Origin of the sequence: Corallococcus carmarthensis (assembly GCF_003611695.1) — a bacterium.
Taxonomy (GTDB): Bacteria; Myxococcota; Myxococcia; order Myxococcales; family Myxococcaceae; genus Corallococcus; species Corallococcus carmarthensis.
In genome coordinates, this window is the sequence record NZ_RAWE01000216.1 from 1 (window position 1) to 17,301 (window position 17,301).

The 17,301-nt window shown below is 71.5% G+C and carries 11 protein-coding genes and 2 pseudogenes; 10 read left to right on the top strand and 3 right to left on the bottom strand.

Features of this window, described 5'->3' with window-relative positions:
* Window positions 1-1,219, top strand: a pseudogene (locus D7X32_RS45695) (hypothetical protein); the annotation flags it as partial.
* Window positions 1,220-1,234: 15 nt separating this feature from the next.
* Here the strand turns inward: D7X32_RS45695 and D7X32_RS36225 are convergent.
* The gene (locus D7X32_RS36225) at window positions 1,235-2,104 is read right to left on the bottom strand and encodes a PorV/PorQ family protein (protein WP_120607101.1); all 870 of its coding nucleotides are present in this window, start codon (window positions 2,102-2,104) and stop codon (window positions 1,235-1,237) included.
* Between the two features lie 60 nt (window positions 2,105-2,164).
* On the opposite strand from D7X32_RS36225, the gene galU reads away from it, so the two are divergent.
* From galU to def, 6 genes are all read left to right on the top strand, one after another.
* Entirely contained in the window at window positions 2,165-3,067 is a 903-nt protein-coding gene (gene galU, locus D7X32_RS36230) for a UTP--glucose-1-phosphate uridylyltransferase GalU (protein WP_120607102.1), read from the top strand.
* Window positions 3,064-3,819 carry a LolA-like protein gene (locus D7X32_RS36235; RefSeq protein WP_120607103.1) on the top strand — a complete coding sequence of 252 codons (756 nt, stop codon included), beginning with the start codon at window positions 3,064-3,066 and terminating at the stop codon, window positions 3,817-3,819. Before galU ends, D7X32_RS36235 begins: the two co-directional genes overlap by 4 nt.
* 101 nt (window positions 3,820-3,920) lie before the next feature.
* Window positions 3,921-4,529 carry a glutathione S-transferase family protein gene (locus tag D7X32_RS36240; RefSeq protein WP_120607104.1) on the top strand — a complete coding sequence of 203 codons (609 nt, stop codon included), beginning with the start codon at window positions 3,921-3,923 and terminating at the stop codon, window positions 4,527-4,529.
* A 187-nt stretch (window positions 4,530-4,716) separates the two neighbouring features.
* The gene (gene priA / locus D7X32_RS36245; RefSeq protein WP_216618855.1) at window positions 4,717-7,110 is read left to right on the top strand and encodes a replication restart helicase PriA; all 2,394 of its coding nucleotides are present in this window, start codon (window positions 4,717-4,719) and stop codon (window positions 7,108-7,110) included.
* A gap of 16 nt (window positions 7,111-7,126) precedes the next feature.
* Entirely contained in the window at window positions 7,127-12,796 is a 5,670-nt protein-coding gene (locus D7X32_RS36250; protein WP_120607106.1) for a response regulator, read from the top strand.
* Between the two features lie 53 nt (window positions 12,797-12,849).
* Window positions 12,850-13,377, top strand: a complete 528-nt coding sequence (gene def / locus D7X32_RS36255) for a peptide deformylase (RefSeq protein ID WP_120607107.1) — start codon at window positions 12,850-12,852, stop codon at window positions 13,375-13,377.
* On the opposite strand, the gene nth is transcribed toward def, so the two are convergent.
* Window positions 13,374-14,084, bottom strand: coding sequence for an endonuclease III (gene nth / locus D7X32_RS36260; RefSeq protein WP_120607108.1), 711 nt, complete (start codon window positions 14,082-14,084; stop codon window positions 13,374-13,376). The genes def and nth overlap by 4 nt on opposite strands.
* Window positions 14,085-14,121: 37 nt before the next feature.
* Here nth and ltaE point away from each other — a divergent pair, with 37 nt between their 5' ends.
* Together ltaE and D7X32_RS36270 are read left to right on the top strand one after the other, a co-directional pair.
* Window positions 14,122-15,147, top strand: coding sequence for a low-specificity L-threonine aldolase (gene ltaE / locus D7X32_RS36265; protein ID WP_120607109.1), 1,026 nt, complete (start codon window positions 14,122-14,124; stop codon window positions 15,145-15,147).
* A gap of 337 nt (window positions 15,148-15,484) precedes the next feature.
* Window positions 15,485-16,339: a M23 family metallopeptidase gene (locus tag D7X32_RS36270; protein WP_341868165.1), complete on the top strand. Its 855-nt coding sequence runs from the start codon at window positions 15,485-15,487 to the stop codon at window positions 16,337-16,339.
* Between the two features lie 27 nt (window positions 16,340-16,366).
* On the opposite strand, the gene D7X32_RS36275 is transcribed toward D7X32_RS36270, so the two are convergent.
* Entirely contained in the window at window positions 16,367-16,636 is a 270-nt protein-coding gene (locus D7X32_RS36275) for an HU family DNA-binding protein (RefSeq protein WP_014394187.1), read from the bottom strand.
* Between the two features lie 322 nt (window positions 16,637-16,958).
* Between D7X32_RS36275 and D7X32_RS36280 the strand changes: the two are divergent.
* Window positions 16,959-17,301: pseudogene (locus D7X32_RS36280) on the top strand (DUF1565 domain-containing protein); the annotation flags it as partial.

Below are 17,301 nucleotides of genomic sequence, written 5' to 3' on the forward strand. Positions count from 1 at the left end.
CATCCCCCTCCTCAGCCAGATCCCGTCCGAGGACGAAGACGAGGACTCGGAGGAGCTCGGCGGAGGGCCCGTGGAGGCCACGAGCGTCATCGCGTGGGAAGCGCCTCCGGGCCGCATGGACCCCGTGCGCCGCATCCACCGCGCCGGCCGTCCCGAAGGCACCGTCTCCGGCCCGGCCCCCACGCGTCCCCCGGCCGGTGGCCGCCCCACCGTCGGCTCCACCGAGACCCGCGAAACGCCCGCCGCCGTCCCGGACGTCGCGCCCCCCACAGCCGACTCCACCACCGCGGAGCCGCTCGTCTTCAAGCTCGTGCGGGAGAGTCCGCTCGACCCGAAGCCCTACCGCGGCCTCGTGGACCACTTCGACCAGCGCGGCGACGTCACCCGCGCCGCGCTCATGCGCGAGCTCGCGGACGCCCTGGAGGGCCGCGACGTCTCCGCGCCCCGCGTGCAGCGCGCGCCCCTCTCAAACCAGGAGCGCGCCGGCCTGCGCCACCCGGGCCTGCGCACCCCGTCCGGTGAACTGCTCGCGTGCGTGGGCATCGCGCTGTGCCGGCTGTTCCCGTCCCCCGCGCGCATCGCCAACACCTCGGAGCCCCTGCGCGCCTCCGCCGGCCCCGGCGCCACCGCCGTCCTGGACGCGCTGCACACCGTCGCGCGTCTGTTGGGCGTGCCCCTGCCGGAACTCGTGGCGGGCGACGACGACACCGCCAACATCACCCCGCTGCACACCTCCGTCCCGCGCCTCGTCGTGGGCCGGCTCCTCGTGCAGCAGCCGCCCACGAACGCCGAGCTGCGCTTCCACGCCGGCCGCGCGCTGTTCTCGCTGTCTCCGGACCTGCTCGCCCTGCGCGCCCTGCGCAAGGACCACCTGCTGCGCGCGCTCGCGCTCCTGTCCTCCGTCCTCAAGAACCCCAAGGACGCTGGCGACGACGCCCGCGTGGTGCGCGAGTCCCTGTCCCCCAGGGCCCTGGAGCGCGCCGCCCTCCTGATGGAGCCCGGCACCCGGGACTTCGACGCGAGCCTGCTGGTCGCCGCCGCGCGCGACTCCGCCAACCGCGCGGGGCTCGTCGCCTGCGGAGGCCCCGGGCCCGCGCTCACCGTGCTCCGGACCCGCCGCCCCCATGACTCGGAGCTGGAAGAGCTGGTCCGCTTCGCCGCCTCCGAGCGCTACCTCGCCCTGCGGGACGCCTCCGAAGCCGGCCGCCCGGGCCGCTGAGGCCCGGGTCGACGCTCAGTTCACCGCCAGCCGCAGCGTGAGCGCCAGCACGCGCCCGTTCAGCCCGCCCAGGTCGTGCTGGTACGCCAGGTCCACGCCGCCGCCGCCGGGCGACATGAAGCCCGCGCCCACCGTCACGCGCGATATCTCCTGGAAGCCGTCGTACGTGTAGCCCACGCGCACCGGAATCGTCTGGTCGAGGATGTACTCCGCGCCGGCGTTGTACGTGAGCACCGTCGAGTCGCGCGTCTCGAAGTCCCCGCGCATGTCGAACGCCACCACCATCGCCGGCCCCACGTAGGCCGCGTGCGCGGAGAAGTAGCGCGTCAGCTCCACGTTCTCCGTGTCGATGAGGTTGTGCCCCGACACGCCCAGCATCAGCTGCTCGCTCATCCGCAGCAGGAGTCCCGCGTCCATCGTGATGGAGTTGGCGAAGCGCGACTGGCCGTTCAGCCGCAGGTAGTGCCCCGACAGGCCGATGAGCAGCGACTGCCCCAGCGGCAGCGCAGCGCCCAGCGTGCTCAGGTTCGCGGTCGTCCGCCCCCCGCCGCGCCCCAGCGACAGCCAGTGGTAGTCCACGCCCATCGCCAGCCGGCCGCTGCTGGAGTCCGCCAGGCTGACGCCCAGGTAGCCCTCCTTGTTGCGGGGGTCGACCACGCCCGTGCCCTCGATGCGGTAGGCCGGGAACAGCGCCATCGCCGCAGGATTGCCCAGGAGTGCATCCGCACCCATGCCCGTGGCCCGGAAGGCACTGCCCATTCCCAGGGCCCGGGCATTCGCGATGTTGCGCAGCTCGTCGGCGCGCTCGGGCGTGGCCGCCCGGGCGGCGAAGGGGACCACGGACAGCGTCAAGGACAGGACGGCAACAATGGCACGGAGCGGCATGGAGCCGGGGAATCTATCCGGCTTGCTGGGGTTCTGGGCCACCAATAGATTCCCCGCCCCATGTCCTCTCCCGACACGAAGGCAGCGAAGGTCATCCGCAAGTGCGTCATCCCCGCCGCCGGCCTGGGCACCCGTTTCCTTCCGGCCACCAAGGCCGTGCCGAAGGAGATGCTGCCCATCGTCGACACGCCCACCCTCCAGTACATCGTGGAGGAGGCCGTCGCCGCCGGCATCGAGGACGTCGTCGTCATCAATGGCCGCGGTAAAGGCGCCATCGAGGACCACTTCGACATCGGCTTCGAACTGGAGACCACGATGCGCGCCCGCGGCAAGACGGCGGACGCGGACAAGCTGCGCGCCATCGCGAACCTGGTCCGCATCATCAGCGTGCGCCAGAAGGAGCCGCTCGGCCTGGGCCACGCGGTGCTGTGCGCCAAGAGCGTCATCGGCAACGAGGCCTTCGGCGTCCTCCTGGGCGACGACATGATCGACTCGGAGGATCCGGGCATCGGCCAGCTCGCGCGCGTCTACCAGCAGCACCAGAAGGCCGTCATCGCGCTGATGGAGGTGCCCGACAGCGAGACCCACCTGTACGGCATCGCCGCCGGCAAGGACCTGGGCAACGGCGTCATCCAGATCGACCACGTGGTGGAGAAGCCCAAGAAGGGCACCGCCCCGTCGAACCTGGCGGTGATTGGCCGCTACGTGCTGCCCCCGTCCATCTTCCCCATCCTGGAGACGCAGACCACGGGCGTGGGCGGCGAAATCCAGCTCACGGACGGCCTGGCCACGCTCCAGAAGACCGAAGGTCTGCTGGGCTACAAGTTCCAGGGCCAGCGCTACGACGCCGGTGACAAGGTGGGTTACCTCAAGGCGAACATCGCCTATGCGCTCAAGCGCCCCGACCTGCGCGGAGGACTCCTCGAGTACCTGCGTGAGGTCGTCAAGACGGAGAAGCCGTGAAGCGTCTCATCGCCGTATCCGCCGTCCTCGTTTCCCTCGCCGCCGGCGCCTACGTGCTGCCCGGTGGCTCCATCCTGCGGCGCATGGCCACCACGCGCGAGGAGAAGCACCTGTCCGCCTTCCGCGTGGAAGGCTCCGTCATCTTCTCCTCCACGGGCGTGGCGGAAGCGGGGGCCGCCCTCAACGTCCCCACCGACCGTCCGGAGCTCCAGGGTGACGGCGTGCTGTCCGTGAAGGTTCCGGGCCGCTGCCGCTTCGACGCGAGCTCGCCCGACAGCAGCCTCAAGTCCGCCACCGTGCAGGTCTCCGGCAGGAAGCGCGTGGAGGGCAAGGAGCTGCCCGCCGTCTCCGTGCTCGTGGCCCAGGTGTGCGCCATCCTCGCGCAGGACGCGGGCAGCGTGCAGGACACCAAGCTCGCCCAGGAGGCGTACCTCCAGGGCCTGGGCATCAACACGAAGGTCACGTCGCTCGCGCGCTTCGGCGGTGAGGTGGCCTACGTCCTGGGGGACCCGGCGGAGGGCAAGCCCCAGTTCTGGGTCTACAAGGACGCCTTCCGGCCCGCGCGCCTGCGCTACTCGGACGCGTCCGGGGCGGCCTGGGACGTGCGCTTCGTGGACTACGCCTCGCCGTCCACCGGGGACTGGATGCCCCGCACGGTGGAGGTGTGGAAGGCCGGTCAGCGCGTGCTGCGCTTCACCGCCCTCAAGGCGGACAACCGCTCGGCCGTGCCGGACAAGCTCTTCACGCCGTAGCGCGTCACCTCGAATCGCTTGCGATGGGCGGGACTCACGGTGAAAGTCCCGCCCGTTCCAGGGCCGGGATTTCCCCGGCTCCCGGCGCGGAGGCGATTCGCATGAAGCTCTATGGCAACCCGATGAGCACGTGTACCCGCAAGGTCCTCACCGTCCTGGCGGAGAAGGGCCGCGAGGCCGAGTTCATCAACATCGACCTGCAGAAGCACGAGCAGAAGACGCCCGCGCACGTGGCCCGCCAGCCCTTTGGCGTGGTGCCCGCGCTGGAGCTGGACGACGGCTTCGTCATGTACGAGTCGCGCGCCATCAGCCGCTTCCTGGACCGCACCCTGCCGGGCACGTCGCTGACGCCCGCGGACCCCAAGGCCTACGCGCGGATGGAGCAGTTCATCGGCGTGGAGCAGTCCTACTTCTCCGGCCCGGCGATGAAGGTCGTGATGGAGCGCTTCTTCGGCACCAACAACGAGGAGAACATCGCCAAGGGCCGTGAGGGCGTGAAGCGTCCGCTGGAGGTCATCAACGAGGCGCTGGAGAACCGGCCGTTCCTCGCGGGCAATGACTTCACGCTCGCCGAGGTCTCCTGGGCGCCGTACATGGAGTACCTCTTCGCCGTGGGCGAGAAGGACCTCGTCGCCCCGCACAAGAACGTGATGGCCTGGTGGGACCGCGTGTCCAACCGCCCGTCCGTGAAGAAGGCCTTCGGCCGCTAGTCCGCTCGCAAGACCCCCTTCCTTCCGCGCTGTTCGCAGGCGACGTCGGGCCTCTTCCACTCCCTGGTTTCCGGGGACGGGAGGGGCCCTTCGTGCTTCCAGGGGAAGGGGATGTCAGACGCCCCGGGCACAGTGGATCCCGGGTGCAGGACGGGCGGGCCGGGGACTTGGCGGCAAGAGGTCGGTCATGGAGCAAGAGCACTTCGCGCTGGGGGGTTTTCCGCGGGAACCCGGAGAGGCCCCCTCTCGTGGTTCCATTCCGTTGCGGACGCGGCGTACGGAAGTGGGAAGGGAACTGTCACAGCGGGAGCACGCCGCTACAGTGCGCCCCGTCGTGAGCGCCACCCCCGCCCTTCTTGCGTCCGTCGCCGTTGGCCGTCCCGTGCGCGGGGAGTTCACCTACCTGGTGCCGGAGGCGATCGCGGACAAGCTCGCCCCGGGACAGCGCGTGCTGGTGCCCTTCGGCCGCGGCATGGCGCTGGGCTTCTACCTGGGCCCCGCGAACGCGCCGGTGGAGGGGGGCGTCCGGCTCAAGCCCATCCAGCGCGTGCTGGAGGACTCGCCGTCCCTGCCCAAGGACCTCATCGCGCTCTTGCGCTTCACCGCCGAGCACTACCGCTATCCGCTGGGCGAGGTCATTCGCGGCGCGCTGCCGCCCGGCCTCTCCACCGCGGTGGATGAGAAGGAAGCGAAGCCGGACATCCAGTTCTTCGTGGAGGCGCTCGTCACGGAGGTGCCCCCGCAGCTGGCCCGGGCTCCGGCGCAGGCCGCCGTGCTCCAGTACCTCCTGGCGGTGGGCGGACGCGCGCCGCTGGATGAAGTGACGCACGCCATCCCCGGCGCGCGCGAGACGCTGAAGAAGCTGGCGACGCGCAAGTTCGTGAAGTGGGTGGAGGTGACGCTGCAGGCCGGTGTGCGCGAGGGGCTGGTGCAGAACCGCCCGGACCGGCTCACCCCGGAGCAGGCCCTGGCGGTGAAGGAGCTCCAGGCCGCCGTCGACGTGGGTGGCTTCCAGCCGTACCTCCTGCACGGCGTCACCGGCAGCGGGAAGACGGAGGTGTACCTGCGCGCGGTGGAGCACACGCTCGCGCGCGGCCTGGGCAGCCTGGTGCTGGTGCCTGAAATCGCGCTGACGCCGCAGCTGGTGGGGCGCTTCCGCAGCCGCTTCGGCGGGGACGTGGCGGTGCTGCACTCGGGGCTGAAGGACCGCGAGCGGCTGTTCCACTGGCAGGCCCTGCGCAAGGGCACGGTGAAGATCGCCGTGGGTGTGCGCTCGGCGGTGTTCGCGCCGGTGGAGCACCTGGGGCTCATCGTCGTCGACGAGGAGCACGACCCGTCCTTCAAGCAGGACGAGAAGCTGCGCTACCAGGCGCGCGACCTGGCGGTGGTGCGCGGCAAGCAGGCCAGCGCGGTGGTGGTGCTGGGCTCGGCCACGCCTTCGCTGGAGACGCTCCAGAACACGCGCTCCGGCCGCTACAAGCTGATGGAGCTGAAGAACCGCGTGGACGACCGGCCCATGCCCACCATCAGCCTGGTGGACCTGCGCGTGGAGCGTCCGCGCGAGGGACAGGTGACGGAAGAGGCGCCCATCCTCAGTCCGCAGATGCTCCAGGCCATGGAGGAGACGGTGGCCAAGGGGCAGCAGGTCATCCTGTTCCTCAACCGCCGGGGCCACAGCACCATCCTCCTGTGCGAGGTGTGCGGCCTGTCGCTCAAGTGCCAGGACTGCGACGTGTGCATGACGCACCACCGGTCGCAGAACCGGGTGGTGTGCCACTACTGCGGCGTGGCGTTCCCGGTGCCGGACCGCTGCCGCGAGTGCACGGGCCCGCTGCTCAAGCTCGGCATCGGCACGGAGCGCGTGGAGGCGGAGGTCCTGGAGCGGATGCCGCACGCCCGCGTGGCGCGGCTGGACCGCGACTCGGCGACGAGCGCGGAGAAGCTGACGGAGCTGCTGGCGTCCTTCGCGCGGCGGGAGCTGGACGTGCTGGTGGGCACGCAGATGGTGGCCAAGGGGCACGACTTCCCGGGCGTGACGTTGGTGTGCGTGGTGATGGCGGACACGTCCCTGGCGATTCCCGATTTCCGAGCCGCTGAGCGGACCTTCCACCTGTTGACCCAGGTGGCGGGGCGCGCGGGGCGCGGGAAGGACCCGGGCCGGGTGCTGGTGCAGACCTACAACCCGGACGCGGAGCCGGTGCGGCGGATGCTGGCGCACGACTTCGACGGGTTCTCCAAGCAGGAACTGGAGTGGCGCAAGGCGCTGGCCTATCCGCCCTTCGCTCGCATGGCGGCCGTCCGGCTGGAGGGCGAGCACCCGGAGCAGACGGCGGGCGTGGCGCGCTTCCTGGGGAACCTGGTGGGACGGCACATGCCGCCGGCCTCGGCGGGGGTGCGCCTGTTGGGGCCGGCCCTGGCACCCATCGCCCGCATCCGGGGCAAGACGCGCTGGCAGCTGCTCCTGAAGGCGCCGACGCATGCGGCGCTCGCCCCATTGCTCGCCCGGTTGGAGGCGGCGTTGGCGGATGTACCGAATGGAGTGAAGGTCGTCATCGACGTGGATCCCGGGGCCATGCTGTAGACTCCCCGGCTCCCCCATGGGCGCCTCGGTCCTCCTCGTACACGACGACATCGCCACCATCGCCGCCGTCCGGCGACTGCTGTCCCGCGAAGGGCACGAGGTCATCCTCGCCACCTCCGCCGCGGACGCGCTCATCGCCTTCGGGCATCACCTGCCGGAACTCATCGTGCTCGCGCCGGGCGTGGAGAGCGACCGCGGGCACGTGGTGCTGGAGGAGCTGGTGCAGCACCCGGAGGGCCACAAGGCGCGGGTGCTGTTGCTGAGCGAGGCCATCGAGGGCTTCAGCGCGCCGGTGGCGCCGCTGCCGTTGGACGGTCCCAGCTTCGTGACGCTGGTGGACACGTTGATCCGCGCGCCGGCGGAGGCGGACGGCTGGCGCGTGGTGGAGAACCGGACGCTGCAGGAGCCGGTGAAGGGGAGCGGCCCGGCATCGGACGAGGCGTGGCATGCGACGGCGCCGCACGCGGTGGGCGGAGACCCCGCGCTGGCGAACGCGCTGTTCGGGGACCTGGCGACGCTGAACCAGACGGACTGGGAAGTGGCGGCGATGACGCGCGAGGAGCGCAGCGCGCACGCCGTGCACCAGCAGCGCGAGCGCAGCACCCACCTGGCGATGAACGCCGCGCTGGAAGAGGCGCACCTGGAGGTGGAGACGGAGGCGATCGCGTCCATCGACTCCGCGCTGTCGGTGGGCACGAAGTCGGACTGGGCCGGGGCGGCGGGGGAGGGGGACACCGGAGAGGCGTGGGGCGAGGAGGATCCGGACGCGAACGTCGGCGCCGAGTGGGACGCGGAACCGCCGAACGCGGAAGCCGTGGCCGAGGGCCGTTCGCCGGAAGCACGCACCACGCTGCGCTTCCCGTTCCCGAATGAAGAGGGCGCGGAAGGGACGCCGCCGGAGGGGCAGCTCGCGTTCCGTGAGGAGCGGCTCACCCCGCCGGGGCTGAAGCCGGTGAAGCCCGCGCCGAAGCTGGGGGACGAGGGGTTCTTCGACGTCGACTCGGACGAGGACGGCGGGGCGGCGAAGGCAGCGGAGCCGGAGGGCCCGGCGCCGCTGGCGTGGAAGGAGCTGGAGCCGGATCCGGAGCTGGAGGCGAGTCCCCAGGGCGGCGTGGATGACTCCGACGAGACGGACTTCGGTTCGGTCGCGGACGACGTGGCGGCGGAGGAGCGGGCCGCCGCTGAAGCAGCTGAAGCAGAGGAGTCCGGGGCCTCGGAGCCGACCGAGGAGGAACTGGCGGCGGCGGGCCTGTCGAACTGGGACGTGCTGGAGGCGGAGCTCAAGGCCTCCGCGGACGCGCGTGAGCGGGAGGAGGATGAGCCCTCCGGTGCCGCCGAGAAGCCGGTGGGCGAGGATTGGTTCGACTCCGAGACCGTCGAGGAGGCGAAGGCGGAGGGCTCCAAGCCTCTCCAGTGGACGGATTCGGCGGGCGCCGTCAACCCGGCGGATGCGGCACGTGCGAGCGGTGGCGGCGCGCGTCCGGGCGGTGAAGCGAAGTCGGACAAGGTGGCGCCCGAGGGTCGAACGGCGGACCGCGCCGCGCCCCCTGCGAACACCGAGAGGCCGCTGCGTGTCGCGGCCCGTGTCCCGCTGCGCTCGTCGGGCAAGGCCAGTGTGGGCGTCGTCGCGAGCCCGGGCGATGCGGCAGGCGCCGGTGGCAGTCCCGCGGGCCTGAACGACAAGTCCGGAGCGGGCGGTGCGGCAGGAACAATCGGCACCCCCACACGCTCGGGCATCGAGTCCGGTGCGGCAGGAGCCAGCAGCGCCTCCACTCGCTCGGGCATTGGGTCCGGTGCGGTAGGAACAAGCGGCACCTCCACACGCCCGGGCATTGAGTCCGGTGCGGTAGGAACAAGCGGCGCCTCCACACGCCCGGGCATCGAGTCCGGAGCGGGTGATACGGCGGGAGCCGGTGTCTCCCCCGCGGGCCTGAGCGACAAGTCCGGAGCGGGCGATGCCGTGAAGGCAAATGGCTCCTCCGCGCGCCTGGGCGACGGTGCGACTTCACGCCTGGAGACAGCGAACGCGGAGCCCACGGCCCGGCTGGAAGTCCAGGCGCCGTCGTCGCCGATGCTGGTGCCAGGAGGCCTGCAGCGGGCGAACAAGACGCGCACCCCGGAGCAGGATGTCCCCGCTCCGGCGCGCACGGACGCGGCCGAGCCGACGTCGGATCTGGCCGCGGAGCTGGAATCGCTGCGCGAAGAGCTCGCGATGGCCCACGCCGCCCTCGAGGAGGCGGAGGCCCGGGCCGCGGACGCGGAAGCCCTGGCCGAATCGGAGCAGTCGCTCCGCGTCGAGCTGGAAGATCGCGTCGCGGGCGAAGCACGCGCACGGGAAGACGCCCAGCTCGAAGCGGACGCGGAGGTGGCGGCCCGGAGCTCCGTGGAGGTGCGCGCCGAAGCGGAGGTCCACGCCCGCGCCCGCGCCGAGTCCCTGTTGAAGCAGGCGTCGGAGGCCCACGCGGACTCGGAAGTCCGTGCCGTGTCGGCGACGCAGGCCCTGGCGGAGGTGGAAGCCCGGCTCGCCTCCGAGGCCGGAAGCCGCGTGGAGGCCGAAGCCCGCGCGGACGCCGAGGAACGCGCCCGCCGCGAAGCCGAAGCCCTCGCGGAGATGACGAGGCTCGAGCTCGTCGAACTCGAGAAGCGCCTCGCCACGGAGGTGGAAGCGCGCGAGGAGGCCGAACTCCTCGCCCGTCAGGAAGCGCAGACGCGCGAGGAGGCCGAAGCCCGCGCCGAGCTGGAGCAGGCCGCGCGCTCCGACGTGGAAGCACGCTTGGAGGCCGAGACCGAAGCCAGGCTCGCGGCCGAGGCCCGGGCGGAAGCCGAATCCAAGGCCCGCCAGGACGCGCGTCAGCAAGCGGAAGCCGCATCAGAGCAGACGGAGAGCCGGGACGACGAACTGGCCGCGCTCCGAGCGGACCTGGAGGCCCGGCGTGCCGAGGCGGAAGCCCGAGCCGAAGCGGAGGCCAAGGCCCGGACCACCGCCGAAGCGAAGGTGAAGCACTCCGCGCAGGCGCTGTCCCTGGTGGAGGTGCGAGCCCACCAGCTGGCCCAGTCGCTGTCCGAGTCCGAAGCGAAGGCGAAGCAGTCCGCGCAGGTGCTGGCCCAGGCGGAGACGCGGGTGCAGCAGGCCACGCAGGCGCTGGCGCAATCCGAGGCGAAGGCGAAGCAGTCCGCCCAGGCCTTGGCGCAGATGGAAGCCAGGGCGCAGCAACTGGCGCAGGTCATGCTTCAGGGCGAAGCCAAGGCGAGGCAGTCCGCCCAGGCGTTGAGCCAAGCCGAAAGCCGGGCCACGCAAGCAGACGAAGCCCGTGCCACCGCCGAAGCCACCGCGGAACGAAACGCCGAACGCCTGGCCGAGGCGGAAGCCCGTGCCACGAAGGCCGAGGAAGCCCTGGCCGAAGCCCAGGCCCGAGCGGAAGAGTCCGAGGCGGCGAGGCAGCAGAACGAGACGCGGTTCGCGGAGACGCTGAGCCAGGTCAACGCCCGGATGGAGCAGCTCAAGCAGGCCCGCCAGCGAGCCGAAGCCAAGGCCGCGCAGCCCGCCGAAGCCCTGCTCCAGGCGGAAGCCCGCGTCAGCGAACTGTCGGAGGCCGTGAAGCGCGCCGAAGCGCGAGCCACCGAAGCCGAGCAGGCCCGCGACGCCACCGCTGAGCAGTTGACGCAGGTCCAGGCCGAAGCAGCGGCTCGCGAGGAACAGCTCAAGGCGGACTCGGAGAGCCGCGCGGATCAATTCAAGCAGGTCCAGGCCGAAGCAGCGAAGATCGCTGATCAGCTGAAGCAGGCCCAGGCCGAAGCCCAGGTCCGCATCGAGCAGCTCACCGAAGCGGAAGCCCTCATCGAGCAGCTCACCCAGGAGCGCATCGAAGCAGCGGCCCGCGAGGAACAGCTCACGCAAGCGCGCACCGAAGCGGAAGCCCGTATCGAGCAGCTCACGCACGCAAGCACCGAAGCCGGGACACGCATCGGGCAGCTCACGCAGGAGCTGACCCAGGCCCAGACAGGACAGGCCGAGGCCCAGGCCCGAGCGGAGCAACTCGCGCAGTCCCTCGCCCAGGCGGAGTCCCGCGCCGAGCAGTCCACGAGCGCGCGGACCGACGCGGACGAACTCGCACGGACCCGCATGGCCCAGGCCGAACAGGCCCGCGCCGAAGCGGAAGCCAGCGCCGAGCAGCAGCTCCAGGCCCGCACCGCCGCCGAAGCCCGCGCCCTCCAGGCCGAACAGAAGGCCGCCGAATCCACCGCCAGGGCCACGTCCGAAGGCCGGCTGCGCACCGTGCTGGAAGTCCGCCTCGACTCCGAATCGCGCGCCCGCCAGGACCTCGAAGCCCGCATCGAAACCGAGTCCCAGGCCCGCACCGCCGCGGAAGCCCGCCTCGCCGCGGAGACCCAGGCCCGCGCCGAAGCCGAAGCCCGAGCCCAATCCGAATCCACGAACCTCACGCAGGCCCGCGACACCCTGCAGGCGCAGCTCGACCAGCTCCGCGAGGAGCTCACCCGCGAGCGTGAAACCCGCGCCCGGCTCGAAGCCGAAGCCGTCGAGCAGCGCCTCCAGTCCGAACGCGAGCGCGAACAACTCGAAGCCCGCGCGCAGCGGGACGCGGAAGAAGCCGCGGCCCAGGCCCGCGCCACGCTCATCCCGCTCGAATCGCCCGGCCGTCCGGAGATGGCGGTGGCCCGCAGCGGCAGCCTCACGCAAGAGGGCCTCGCACGCCTCGTCCTGCGGCTCTGCGACGCGCGCATGGAAGTGCGCCTGGAGCTCAAGGTGATGAACGCCTTGCGCGTCCTCTGGCTGCGCGATGGAGCCCTGGTCGGCGCCGCGTCCTCCGCGCAGGGTGAGTCCCTCATCGACCGTGCCCGCGCGGACGGCCTCATCGACGCGCGCCAGGAAGCCGAGCTCCGGCTCGTGCGCAGCGCCACCACGGGCACGCTGCTGGAGGCCCTGCGCGGCCGAGGCTACGTGCGCGAAGCCGAATCCGTCCCGCTGGTGCAGCGCTACACCGAACAGGTCTTCCTGGACGCGCTCGCCGAACCGTCCACGCTCTATCGCCTGGTGCCGGAGCCCGCGCCGCACGAAGTCGCGCTCGCCGCCGCCACGCGCCCGCCGCTGCACCTGCTCGCGGAGGGGCTGCGCAACACGCTCACCGCCGAATCGCTCCTCGACGCCGCGGGCTCCCTGCGCGCCCAGGTCTCCCGAGGCGACGCGCACGTGGCCCCCATGGACTTCGGCCTCTCCGCCCGCGAGCTCCAGCTCCTGAACGCCGTGGACGGCGAGCGCACGTTGGAGTCACTGCTCCTGGGCGCGGGGCTGCCGCAGGACGGCGCGCTCAAGGCGCTCGCGGTGGCGAGGACGCTGGGACTCATCGCCCTGCACCCACCCTCCGAGGACGCCCAGGGCGGCCTGCCGCCAGAGCTGGACGTGCACCGCCTGGAGGCCAAGTTCGAGGAGATCCAGGACGCGGACTACTTCACGGTGTTGGGGCTCGCACGCTCGGCCGGCAGCGAGGAGGTCAAGCGGGCGTACGCGCTGCTCGCCGCCGAATTCCACCCACTGCGCTTCGCCGGTCATCCGGACCCCGCGCTCCAGCACCGCGCGCAACAGATCCGGGCCGTATTGACGGAAGCCGCACGAGCGCTGGGGGACGACCGGCTGCGGGGCGAGTACGCCCGTAATCTGCTCGACTGATGCCCGGTGGAACGGTTGCCCGTCGCGGTCCGGAGGGGTTAAGAATTCGCCCCATGGTTCGCGAGATTCTCATCTGGCCCGACCCCATTTTGAAGCAGAAGGCCAAGCCGGTGGCGAAGGTGGACGACAAGGTCCGCGCGCTCATCAAGGACATGTTCGAGACGATGTACGCCGCTGAAGGCGTCGGTCTCGCCGCCCCGCAGGTGGGCATCCTCCAGCGCATCATCGTCCTGGACACCCGGCCGCAGCAGCCGGACGCCAAGCCCCTGGCGATGATCAACCCGGAGTTCGTCGCGCTCGAAGGGGAGACGACCTACACGGAAGGCTGCCTCTCCATCCCCGGTGAAGCCGAGGACGTGGACCGCGCCGCCGTCGCCACCGTGCGCTACCTGGACGAGGACGGCCAGGAGCAGACGCTGCGCTGTGACGGCCTGCTGGCCATCGCCGTGCAGCACGAGACGGACCACCTGGAGGGCACCGTCTTCGTGGACCACGTCTCCACGCTCAAGCGCGAGTTCATCCGCAAGCGCATGAAGAAGCTCAAGGCCTCGCGCGAGCAGGGCGCTCCGGCCTCCGCTTAAGCCTTCGCGGTGGCGCGCACGCCCTTCTTGGGGCACCGGTCCGCCACCACGCAGGTGCCGCAAGCGGGCGAGCGCGCGAAGCACGTGCGCCGTCCGTGCCACACCAGCAGCTGATGCCCCAGCGTCCACCGCTCGCGGGGCAGCAGCGCCTGCAGGTCCTTCTCCACCTTGTCCGGGTCTTCGTGCGGGGTGAAGCCCAGCCGGTACGCCAGCCGCTTCACGTGCGTGTCCACGGGGAAGGCCGCGTCGCCGCCCAGGTGGATGCACACCACGCCCGCCGTCTTCAGCCCCACGCCCGGAAGCTCCGCCAGCGTGTCGCGCACCAGCGGCACCTGTCCGCCATGCTCCGACACGAGCGCGCGTGCCGTGGCGACGATGTTCTTCGCCTTCGCGCGGTACAGCCCGCAGGTGCGGATGAAGGGCTCCACGTCGCCAGGCTCGACGCGCGCATAGGACAGGGCGTCGGGGAAGCGGGCGAACAGGGCGGGGGTCACCAGGTTGACGCGCTTGTCGGTGCACTGCGCGGACAGGATGACGGCGACCAGCAACTCCAGCGGCGTGCGGTAGTCCAGCTCGATGCGGGCGTCCGGCATGGCCGCTTCCAGACCGTCCAGGACCGACACCGCGCGCTGCCGCTTCTCCGCCACTGTCTCTCGCCGGGCCACGCGGGCGTTGTATGTCACGGGGCGGCCCCACCCAAGCGCCATGGCGGGGGCACCCTTTTTCCAAGCAGCGAGGAGAACCATGAAGCCCATCGACTTCCGCTCCGACACCGTGACGAAGCCCACGCCCGCCATGCGCAGGCTCATCGCCGACGCGGAGGTGGGCGACGACGTCTACGGCGAGGACCCCACGGTGCGCCGGTTGGAGGAGCGCGTGGCGGAGCGGCTCGGGCTGGAGGCCGCCGTCTTCGTCCCCTCCGGCACGCAGGCGAATCAGATCGCCATCGGCGCGCACTGCCGCTCGGGCGATGAGGTCCTGACGGAGGAGGGCAGCCACATCCTTCACTACGAAGGCGGCGCGGTGCCGGCGCTGTGGGGCGTGCAGCCCGCGCCCCTGCCGGGCGAGCGTGGCCTGCTGAAGCCGGAGACGGTCGCGGCGGCGGTGCGCGAGGACAACATCCACAACCCGCGCACGCGCCTGCTGTCGCTGGAGAACACGCACAACCGGGGTGGCGGCACGGTGTGGCCGGTGGAGCGCTTCCGCGCGGTGGTGGAGGCGGGGCGCAAGGCGGGGCTCGCCGTGCACCTGGACGGTGCGCGGCTGTTCAACGCGCAGGTGGCGGCGGGGAAGCCCGCGTCCGCGTGGGCGTCGCTGACGGACTCGACGTCGGTGTGCTTCTCGAAGGGGCTGGGTGCGCCGGTGGGCTCGGCGCTCGCGGGCAAGGCGGACGTCATCCGCGAGGCACGGCGGCTGCGCAAGCGGCTGGGCGGCGGCATGCGGCAGGCAGGCATCCTCGCGGCGGCGGCGCTGTACGCGCTGGAGCACCACGTGGAGCGCCTGGCCGAGGACCACGCCAACGCGCGCCGGCTGGCGGAAGGCCTGGCCCAGGTTCCGGGCGTGACGGTGGACCTGTCGCGGGTGGAGACGAACATGGTGTTCGCGAACCTCGCGCGTCCGGCGGCGGAGGCCTCCGCGCTGCTCCTGAAGCAGGGCGTGCTGGCCAACCCCACCGGCCCGCACTCCATCCGCCTCGTGTGCCACCTGGACGTGTCCAAGGCGGATATCGACGACGCCCTGGCGCGCATCCGCCAGGCCTTCGCGGGCTGACACCGGCGGCACCGGGCGGGGAACCCCTGTCATCGGGATGACGGTCCACCAGGACCCGGGGGCAAGCCCCTTTTCGCCAGGTGTGGACCGCACGTACCTGTGCGGCAGGGGGGATGATCCAGGGCCCGGAACAGGTGGACGGCCCGGCGCGTGGTACGCTCGTCCCGCCGTGCGCCGACCCGCCGTCCTCGCCCTGCTGGCCCTCTCCGCCTGCGCCACGCCGCGGCCGGGGAAGATGAGCTTTGAGGAGCTGTACGCGACCTCGAGCGACAGCGGCTTCGTCAGCGATAGCACCCCCTTTCTCCCCCACGAACCGGCGCGAGCGCGAGGCCCCCTGGTGCCTGAGCGATCCCCGGAGCTCGAAGCGCGCCTCGCCTTGTTCGCCGAGAAGGCCCAGGCCTACCGCGCGAAGGCCCAGCGCGGCAGCGCGATGCCCGGCGAACAGGTGCGCAACTGGGAGGCGGTGAACGCGGCCCTGGACGCGTTCCTGGACCTGCCGGTGGAGCACACCGACACCCGTGACCTGACGCGCGCCCGGGGCGTGATGGAGGCGGAGCTGGAGCAGGACGCGCGCCTCTACGGCGACATGCCGGGCTCGCTCGCGGAGGCCGTGGTGGTGCGCGTGGGCCGCCTCATCGTGCGAGCGTCCACGCTGCGTCGCTGGGAGCAGCCGTTGGAGCCCTCCGGTCCGCCGCGCCTCGCCTGGCCCGTGGAGCCGGTCACCATCACCAGCCTCTACGGCGAGCGCTGGCACCCCATCACCGGCCAGCTCCGACGCCACTCGGGCGTGGACCTGGCGGCCCGCCGGGGACAACCCGTGGGCGTCGCGGAGAGGGGCGTCGTCCTGCGCGCCGGCTGGAACGGCGACCACGGCAAGATGGTGGAGGTCCAGCACGACGGTCAGTGGGTGACGCGCTACAGCCACCTGTCCGAAGTCCTGGTGACGACCGGCGAGGTGCTGGCGAGGGGCGACGTGGTGGGGCTCGCGGGGGACACGGGCCTGGCGACCGGCGTCCACGTCCACTTCGAGCTCTGGCACGACGGCAGCGCGTTGGATCCGCTGGAGGCGCTCGTTGCCCCCGAGGCGGCCCCGGACACCTCCGACGAGGAGCGTCCCGTGGCCCGCATGCCGGCCGAGTCCCCCGTCCTCACGTCCCAGGGGCGGCACCCGGCCACGGGTTCGCGCCCCTGAGGGGGACGGGCCTTCAAAGCCCTGCGACTACAGCGAGTTCTTCAGCTCCTTGGCGGGACGGAAACCGACCGTCTTCGACGCCTTGAGCTTCATCATCTCGTTGGTCTGCGGGTTGCGGATCTTCCGCGCCTTGCGCGAGCGCAGCGACCACGTGCCGAACCCGGGGTAGCTGAAGCGGGTGTCCTTCTTCACCGCCTTGCCGATGTTGGTGAAGACGCTGTCGAGGATCTGGGCGGCTTGCTTCTTCGTGAGCTTCGACTGCGCAGCCACCACCTCCACGAGCTCTGCCTTGGTCATGACACCCCTCCCTCTGCGTTGTCTGGCGTTGAACGAGCGGATGGCGGAGGTAACAAATCGAGGTTTCGACTGTCAATGCGCCACCCGCTCCCGGGCCGGAAATCCGGCCTCCGGACGAAAACTGGCCTCTGAAAATACACCCTGTAGAGAGAGGGAGGATCGCATCTTTTGATACATCCTCACACTCCTACTTTTCCCATCAGGGGAAGTGATCGCTGTGTGATCGGATTTGTGTGAAAGGCTTTGGGAAATCGATCACTTAGCAGTCGCTGCTGATCCAGCTCCAGCAGGGTGCCGTCAGGGGGCTAGAGTGCCTGCCCGCGTGTCCACTCGACTCCTGCCATGGCTCCTCGCCCTGCTGTGCGCCTGTGCGCGACCGCCGCTGCGGCCACCGTTGGCGGGCGAACTGTGGGTGGACGGGGCGGCGGCGGGCGGTGACGGCACCCGGGAGCGGCCCCTGCGCTCCCTGGAGGAGGCCCTGGCCCGCCCCGGCCCGAAGCTCGTGCACCTGGCATCCGGCCGCTACGAGGGGCCCATCCGGCTTCCGGAGGGAACCCGGCTCGTGGGGAACGGCCCTGCCACGGTCCTGGCGGCGACGGACCCCAGCGCTCCCGTGATCGAGACTCCCGGGGACACGTCCCTGGAGGCCCTGACGGTGGAGGGAG

Bases quoted from the DNA above. Each gene is read 5' to 3' on its own strand.
- D7X32_RS36275 (WP_014394187.1), bottom strand. From the start codon at position 16,636: ATGACCAAGGCAGAGCTCGTGGAGGTGGTGGCTGCGCAGTCGAAGCTC.
- nth (WP_120607108.1), bottom strand. From the start codon at position 14,084: ATGGCGCTTGGGTGGGGCCGCCCCGTGACATACAACGCCCGCGTGGCC.
- def (WP_120607107.1), top strand. From the start codon at position 12,850: ATGGTTCGCGAGATTCTCATCTGGCCCGACCCCATTTTGAAGCAGAAG.
- priA (WP_216618855.1), top strand. From the start codon at position 4,717: ATGGAGCAAGAGCACTTCGCGCTGGGGGGTTTTCCGCGGGAACCCGGA.
- D7X32_RS36250 (WP_120607106.1), top strand. From the start codon at position 7,127: ATGGGCGCCTCGGTCCTCCTCGTACACGACGACATCGCCACCATCGCC.
- galU (WP_120607102.1), top strand. From the start codon at position 2,165: ATGTCCTCTCCCGACACGAAGGCAGCGAAGGTCATCCGCAAGTGCGTC.
- D7X32_RS36225 (WP_120607101.1), bottom strand. From the start codon at position 2,104: ATGCCGCTCCGTGCCATTGTTGCCGTCCTGTCCTTGACGCTGTCCGTG.
- ltaE (WP_120607109.1), top strand. From the start codon at position 14,122: ATGAAGCCCATCGACTTCCGCTCCGACACCGTGACGAAGCCCACGCCC.
- D7X32_RS36240 (WP_120607104.1), top strand. From the start codon at position 3,921: ATGAAGCTCTATGGCAACCCGATGAGCACGTGTACCCGCAAGGTCCTC.